Annotated in this window: 8 protein-coding genes; 2 read left to right on the plus strand and 6 right to left on the minus strand. The window is 56.5% G+C overall.

Going from position 1 to position 6,704, the window contains the following annotated elements; genetic code table 11:
• From mnmA to B3Y70_RS00020, 4 genes are all read right to left on the minus strand, one after another.
• The coding region (gene mnmA, locus B3Y70_RS00005) for a tRNA 2-thiouridine(34) synthase MnmA (RefSeq protein ID WP_023009998.1) at positions 1-1,178 on the minus strand (1,178 nt) is incomplete at its 3' end.
• Between the two features lie 48 nt (positions 1,179-1,226).
• Entirely contained in the window at positions 1,227-1,676 is a 450-nt protein-coding gene (locus tag B3Y70_RS00010; protein ID WP_199453963.1) for an NUDIX hydrolase, read from the minus strand.
• A complete protein-coding gene (locus B3Y70_RS00015; RefSeq protein WP_199453961.1) occupies positions 1,673-2,281 on the minus strand; it encodes an rRNA large subunit pseudouridine synthase E in 609 nt (202 codons plus the stop codon). Before B3Y70_RS00015 ends, B3Y70_RS00010 begins: the two co-directional genes overlap by 4 nt.
• A gap of 159 nt (positions 2,282-2,440) precedes the next feature.
• Complete coding sequence (locus B3Y70_RS00020) at positions 2,441-2,752, minus strand: cold shock domain-containing protein (protein WP_199453959.1); 312 nt, start codon at positions 2,750-2,752, stop codon at positions 2,441-2,443.
• A gap of 430 nt (positions 2,753-3,182) precedes the next feature.
• On the opposite strand from B3Y70_RS00020, the gene clpS reads away from it, so the two are divergent.
• Together clpS and clpA are read left to right on the plus strand one after the other, a co-directional pair.
• The gene (gene clpS / locus B3Y70_RS00025; protein ID WP_011785238.1) at positions 3,183-3,542 is read left to right on the plus strand and encodes an ATP-dependent Clp protease adapter ClpS; all 360 of its coding nucleotides are present in this window, start codon (positions 3,183-3,185) and stop codon (positions 3,540-3,542) included.
• Between the two features lie 18 nt (positions 3,543-3,560).
• Positions 3,561-5,831 (plus strand): ATP-dependent Clp protease ATP-binding subunit ClpA, encoded by a 2,271-nt coding sequence (gene clpA / locus B3Y70_RS00030; protein ID WP_288589012.1) that lies wholly within the window; start codon positions 3,561-3,563, stop codon positions 5,829-5,831.
• Positions 5,832-5,881: 50 nt separating this feature from the next.
• Here clpA and infA read toward each other — a convergent pair whose 3' ends face one another.
• Positions 5,882-6,100 (minus strand): translation initiation factor IF-1, encoded by a 219-nt coding sequence (gene infA / locus B3Y70_RS00035; RefSeq protein ID WP_008938619.1) that lies wholly within the window; start codon positions 6,098-6,100, stop codon positions 5,882-5,884.
• An 81-nt stretch (positions 6,101-6,181) separates the two neighbouring features.
• Positions 6,182-6,704 (minus strand): arginyltransferase (locus B3Y70_RS00040; protein ID WP_288589013.1); only part of this gene is annotated, 523 nt, incomplete at its 5' end.

Genomic DNA, 6,704 nt, shown 5'->3' on the forward strand with positions numbered 1-6,704 from the left:
CATGTGTCAGATCCTTCACTTGCCAGGCGCTCAAGTCTTGCAGGTAAAGCTTCGTTATCGCGCCAGGTTTGCTCAATAACACCGCCGCCCAGGCACACCTCACCTTGATAGAAAACCACGGATTGACCGGGAGTTACGGCACGCTGGGCGTCGTCGAAGATGACCTTCACGCCACCGTCTATGACGGTAACCTCGCAATCCTGATCCGGTTGGCGATATCGGGTTTTCGCCTTGCAGCGGAACTTCTGTGCCGGAGGTTCGCCGGCAACCCAGTCAACAGGGCCCGAGACCAGTCCCCGCGAAAACAACAGTGGGTGATGCTTGCCCTGGACGGCAATCAATACGTTCCGGTTGAGATCCTTTTCTGCCACATACCAGGGGTCGTCGCCAAACTCCGCAAGACCGCCAATGCCAAGGCCCTGACGTTGCCCTATGGTGTGATACATCAGGCCCTGATGTTTGCCAATCACCGTGCCGTCGGGCGTTTCAATGTTGCCGGGCTGAGCGGGCAGGTACTGTTTCAGAAAATCGGTAAACTTCCGTTCCCCGATAAAACAGATTCCTGTCGAATCTTTTTTATCGTGAGTAACGAACCCTTGCTCTTCAGCAATCCGGCGAACCTCCGGCTTTTCCAGTTCGCCCACCGGAAACAGGGTGCGGGCGATGCGCTGGCCGGAGACGGCATGGAGGAAGTAACTCTGGTCTTTGTTGGGGTCCAGCCCCTTGAGCAACTGGGCCTTGCCGCTACCATCGTTGAGCGGGCGCTGGCGTGTGTAATGGCCGGTCGCGATATAGTCGGCGCCCAGAGTAACGGCGTAATCCAGGAATGCCCGGAATTTTACTTCCTTGTTGCAGAGGATGTCCGGATTGGGGGTTCGGCCGGCACTGTATTCCGACAGAAAATGCTCGAATACCCGGTCCCAGTACTCCGCAGCGAAGCTGGCGGTGTGCAGTTTGATGCCGATGGCGTCGGCAACTGCCTGAGCATCTGCCAGATCGGTCATTGCTGTACAGTATTCGGTCCCGTCGTCCTCGTCCCAGTTTTTCATGAACAGGCCTTCCACCTGGTACCCCTGATCTTTCAGGAGCCAGGCAGCAACGGACGAATCCACGCCGCCGGACATGCCGACGATCACGCGGGTGTGCTCGGGGGATTGGGGCTCAGTATTCTGGGTCATTTCGTCTGGGAACCGGTCAAAAGCGCGAATTTTAACATCATCCGGTGATTACGTCTGTCCATCCACAACCACATCAAGGGGGAATTTGCGTCCGTTTCGGTAATCCTCGATGCACTGGAGCACCAGCGGGCTTCGAAGCTGGTCACCGAGTTCCCGGATTTCCTCCGGCGTCAGCCAGTGTGGGCCGATGATGCCGGTATCCAGCTTGTCGGTGGCGTGCCGGAGGGCTTTGGCGGCATAACAGAACCGGTAGTAGGTGACACCATTGGCGGGGGCCTTGTAGGTGTAGATGCCGAGGAAAAAAACCGGTTCTATCTCCCACCCGGTCTCTTCCATGGTTTCCCGGCGTACGGCATCCAGAATGGCCTCGTTCTCCTCGATATGGCCTGCGGGCTGATTGAAAACCACCTTCCCGCCACTGACTTCCTCAACCAGAAGAAACCGGCCCTGATCGTCTTCAACAACCACCGCCACGGTGGCATGGGGTTTCCAGGTCATGATCGGCGGCGCCTCCTTTTAGGCCTGGCGGATGTGTTCGGGGGTGTATCGGGCAGATTGACCGTAACACTTCGGTATTCGCCCGGCTTCAGGTTATCCAGCGTCCAGTCCCCGATGCGGACCCGGATCAGTCTCAGGGTAGGGTAGCCCACGGCTGCAGTCATTCGGCGCACCTGTCGGTTCTTGCCCTCGGTAATGGTCAGTGCCAGCCAGCTGGTGGGCACATTCTGCCGAAACCGCACCGGAGGATTTCGGGGCCACAGGTCGGGTGTTTCAAGTCGCTCTGCCTTGGCTGGCCGTGTGATCCCGTCTTTCAGCGCTACGCCTTTGCATAGCGCGTGCAGGGCATCGTCTGTGGGCTCACCTTCGACCTGAACCCAGTAAGTCTTGGGCATTTTGTTGGTTGGCGATGCGATACGGTGTTGCAATGCGCCGTGGTCGGTGAGCAGCAAAAGCCCTTCGGAATCGTAATCGAGCCGGCCGGCCGGATAAACGCCGGGTTGGTCAATCCAGTCGGCAAGGGTAGCCCTGGGATGGCTGGCGCGCTCGTCGGTAAACTGACTCAATACGTGAAATGGCTTGTTGAAGAGAATCAGCTTCGCCATGGGTGAAGTCCTGTGCCGGAAATGCGCGAAAGCGCCAAGACTACTGTAATCACCGTTGATTAAAAAGCACGAAGCCTGCCCGCCGGTAAAACCGGCGGGAAAAGGAAAGAAATGCCAGGCTGCCCGGCGTTGGCTGAAGTTCTCAGACAACGCCCGGCATCAGCCGTTTACAGCGCGGGGCGTGTAGCTCTCGTTGCTGTTGCTTGATTGAGCCGCCTGATCCGAGGAATCCGATGCCGTTTTCGGCCCGGATTCTCTGGCCGGAACCTCGTCCGGGACAATGTTGATGGCGTGAACGCCCTTGTCACTTGGCTTCTTGTCGAACGTTACCGTCTGACCGGCCTTGAGGGTTTTGTAGCCATCCATCTGGACTGAGGAGAAATGGGCAAACAGGTCATCGCTGCAGCCATCTTCAATGATGAAGCCGTATCCCTTGGCATTATTGAACCATTTGACTTTGCCTCTTGGCATGATGAACTCCCCTGTTCCTTTGCTGTCACTTTGGGAGGCGCTGACTGCTCCTCTGTTTTGGTGCCCGTGTATGGCGGGCGAGTTCCAGAGGCTTGGCAGGTGCTCCCTTATTATTGGTTTTGTGTGTTGAATTCACAGCGCCCTGGTGGCGCCGGAACTGTTGCCAACAACGTGAAACCGGTATTGGATGTGGCTTTGGGTTACACGCTGAAGCATGAGTTTACATTCTTTAACAATGCACACTACTGTCGGCCAAACCGGCGCCCGAGTCAAGTGCCGGATACTGCGGAACAGGTGGTTCTGGCAGGTCTGGAAGCGGTATCATGTTCGTATTGATAAACAACGCACGCTTGTGGGCAGTGTTGGCTTGAAAATACGCTGCCACGCATCCACATTTAAGTCAGGAACCGAATAACCGGTATATGGAACCATGCGGACAATTGAGAATTCTCTACTAGTATTCAATCAGGGGGAGGATGAACAACCCGGTCGCCATGAGGGGGTCAGTGTTGCGCCGGAGAAGCCTGCCCTGAAGCGCCCGGCGCGTTACCGGGTTGTGCTCCTGAATGATGATTACACACCCATGGATTTTGTGGTGGACGTGCTGATGAAGTTCTTCGCCATGAACGAAGAAAAGGCGACGCAGGTGATGCTGCTCGTCCATACGCAGGGAAAAGCCGTATGTGGGGTATATACCCGAGACATCGCGGAAACAAAGGCAGCACAGGTGAACCAGTATTCCTCGGAATGCGAACATCCGCTCCTTTGCGAGATTGAACGTGCGGACTGACAGACGTTGGGGTGGCCCATGCTGAGTAAAGATCTGGAAATTACGCTGAATACGGCCTTCAAAAATGCGAGGGACAAGCGTCATGAATTCATGACGGTAGAGCATTTGTTGCTGGCCCTTCTCGACAACGAATCGGCAGTGGGTGTCCTGAAAGCCTGTGGTGCAGACCTGAAGCGCCTTGAGGAAGAGCTGGTAGAGTTTGTGGACTCCACCACCCCCCTGATCCCTAGCTCCGACAGTGAGCGCGAAACCCAACCCACTTTGGGGTTCCAGCGGGTACTGCAGAGAGCGGTATTCCATGTGCAGTCGTCTGGCAAGAAGGAGGTAACCGGAGCAAACGTACTGGTAGCCATCTTCAGTGAGCAGGAAAGTCAGGCGGTTTATGTGCTGAAAAAGCAGAATATCGCCCGGATTGACGTGGTTAATTTCGTATCCCACGGTATCTCCCGGGTTCAGGGAGCAGAGGACCAGGAAGGCGCGGATCACGCTGCCCAGGACGAAGCAGCGGAAGAGGGCGGTCATTCCCGTCCGCTGGAGAGCTACGCCACCAACCTCAACGAACAGGCACGGCAGGGTCGTATTGATCCGCTGATTGGCCGTGAGCATGAGGTTGAGCGGGTGGTACAGATTCTGGTTCGCCGCCGCAAGAACAACCCCTTGCTGGTGGGCGAGGCCGGCGTTGGCAAGACAGCCATTGCCGAAGGTCTGGCCAAGCGGATTGTGGACGGGCAGGTGCCGGAGATTATTTCGGATGCCGTCGTCTACTCACTGGATATGGGCGCGTTACTGGCCGGTACCAAGTATCGTGGCGATTTTGAAAAACGCCTCAAAGGTCTGCTGAGTGATCTGAAAAAGCAGAATCATGCCATTCTGTTCATCGATGAGATCCACACCATCATTGGCGCCGGTTCTGCGTCGGGTGGCGTGATGGATGCCTCGAACCTGCTCAAGCCCATGCTCAGTTCAGGCGAACTCCGCTGCATTGGTTCGACCACGTTCCAGGAGTTCCGTGGAATTTTCGAGAAGGACAGTGCACTGGCGCGTCGGTTCCAGAAAATCGATGTCAACGAGCCAAGCGTTGAGGATACCTACCAGATCCTCAAGGGCCTGAAGCCGAGCTTCGAGAAACACCACGACCTCAAGTACACCGACAAGGCCCTGCGGGTGGCTGCAGAACTGGCGGACCGGTACATCACCGACCGGCACCTGCCCGACAAGGCCATTGATGTCATCGATGAAGCCGGTGCGCGGCAGCGGCTGCAGCCGGAAGACAAGCGCAAGAAGACCATCGATGTGACCGACATCGAAGACGTGGTCGCCAATATTGCGCGCATTCCGCCGAAGAATGTCTCTACCAGCGACAAGGATCTGCTGCGCAATCTTGAGCGCGATCTGAAGATGGTGGTGTTCGGTCAGGATCCGGCGATCGAATCCCTGGCAACCGCCATCAAGCTGGCTCGGGCAGGGCTGAAAGCGCCTGAGAAGCCGGAAGGTGCCTTCCTGTTTGCCGGGCCGACCGGTGTCGGTAAAACGGAAGTCACCAAGCAACTGGCGAAGGTGCTGGGCATTGAGCTGGTTCGCTTCGATATGTCGGAGTACATGGAGCGCCATACCGTGTCGCGGTTGATTGGTGCACCTCCCGGCTATGTCGGTTATGACCAGGGCGGCCTGCTGACCGAAGCGGTCAACAAGCACCCGCACTGCGTGTTGCTGCTGGATGAGATCGAGAAGGCGCACCCTGAAGTCTTCAACCTGCTGCTGCAGGTGATGGACCACGGTACCCTGACGGATAACAATGGCCGTAAGGCAGATTTCCGTCACGTGATTCTGGTGATGACCACCAATGCGGGCGCTGAAAGCATGGCCCGCCGCTCCATTGGCTTCAATGAGCAGGATCACAGTACCGACGGTATGGAGGTGATCAGCAAAACCTTCACGCCGGAGTTCCGGAACCGGCTGGATGGCATTATCCAGTTTGCCGATCTGCAGAAGGACACCATCACGCACGTGGTAGACAAGTTCCTCACCGAGCTTCAGGCCCAGCTGGATGAGAAGCATGTGGTGCTTCACGTTGACGATGCGGCCAAGCTCTGGCTGGCGGAAAAAGGCTATGACGTGACCATGGGGGCCCGGCCGATGGCGCGCCTGATTCAGGACAAGATCAAGCGTCCGCTGGCGGAGCAGATCCTGTTCGGCCGGCTATCGGAGCACGGTGGTGATGTGTTCATTCAGCTCAAGGACGACGAGCTGACCTTTGATTATGAGGACGAACCGGCTGAAGCCGTGTGATACAAAAAAGCCCCGCACTTGCGGGGCTTTTCAGATGTCAGCTCGGACCATTAACGGGCACGGTAAACGATGCGGCCCTTGCTGAGGTCGTAGGGAGTCAGCTCAACCTTGACCTTGTCACCAGTCAGAATGCGGATATAGTTCTTGCGCATTTTTCCGGAGATGTGTGCGGTCACAACGTGGCCGTTGGACAGCTCAACGCGGAACATGGTGTTGGGAAGGGTATCGACAATAACGCCTTCCATTTCAATGACATCTGATTTCGCCATTCAGTAGAAACCTCGTTCGGAATACTTTTCGGTGATTTTAAATTGCGCAATTCTGCCTGAATTCTCCACGTTTGGCAAAATTCAGTCGGGCGACATCTTGCGCCAGTGGCCATCCCGCAAGGCCTCGATAGGCTGAAAGCGGGTTTTATAGTTCATTTTCCGGCATTCTTTGATCCAGTAGCCCAGATACAGATGTGGCAGTTCCCGCCGTTTGGCTTCCTCAATCTGCCAGAGCACTGCGAAAGTGCCCAGGCTCCGGTGCTCCAGTTCCGGCGCGAAGACGGTGTAGATGGCCGAGAGGCCATCATCCAGCAGGTCGACGGCTGCCAGTCCCACCAGGTCACCATCAAGAGACATTTCGAGGAACCAGGAGTCGGTAGCCCCCTCCACGAGGAACGAGGTAAATTGTTCTCTTGAAGGTGGATACATGTCACCGTCGCGATGACGCTCCTCTATATAGTGGGCATACAGCCGGTAATAGCGTTCACTGAATGCTGCTGGCACCAGCTTGCAGTCGAGGTCGGCATTTTTGCGAAGCACCCGGCGTTGATTCCGGTCTGGCTCGAATTGGCCAACCTGCAGGCGCACCGGAACACAGGCGTTG

Source organism: Marinobacter sp. UBA5687 (assembly GCF_002420325.1).
In the GTDB taxonomy this organism is placed as follows: Bacteria; Pseudomonadota; Gammaproteobacteria; order Pseudomonadales; family Oleiphilaceae; genus Marinobacter; species Marinobacter nauticus.